This window comes from Alteromonas sp. G4i35 (genome assembly GCF_054960375.1).
Window position 1 is genome coordinate 1 of sequence record NZ_JBHNZD010000078.1, and the last position, 538, is coordinate 538.

At 47.8% G+C, this 538-nt stretch carries 1 rRNA gene; it reads left to right on the forward strand.

What is annotated here, in order from left to right:
- Positions 1-538: ribosomal RNA gene (locus ACFI6L_RS20300) — 23S ribosomal RNA — on the forward strand; the annotation flags it as partial.

The window sequence follows — 538 nt, forward strand, 5'->3', positions numbered from 1 at the left end:
AGGTATCGTTAACTGAATACATAGGTTAACGAGGCAAACGAGGGGAACTGAAACATCTAAGTACCCTTAGGAAAAGAAATCAACCGAGATTCCCCTAGTAGCGGCGAGCGAACGGGGAGCAGCCCTTAAGCTGTTTAGAATTTAGTGGAATCCTTTGGGAAGAGGAGCGATACAAGGTGATAGCCCTGTACACGACGGATTCTTTACAGTGAAATCGAGTAGGTCGGGACACGTGTTATCTTGACTGAATATGGGGGGACCATCCTCCAAGGCTAAATACTCCTAACTGACCGATAGTGAACCAGTACCGTGAGGGAAAGGCGAAAAGAACCCCTGTGAGGGGAGTGAAATAGAACCTGAAACCGTATACGTACAAGCAGTGGGAGCCCTTCGGGGTGACTGCGTACCTTTTGTATAATGGGTCAGCGACTTATATTTAGTAGCAAGGTTAAGTGAATAACGGAGCCGTAGCGAAAGCGAGTGTTAACTGCGCGTTTAGTTGCTAGGTATAGACCCGAAACCCGGTGATCTAGCCATG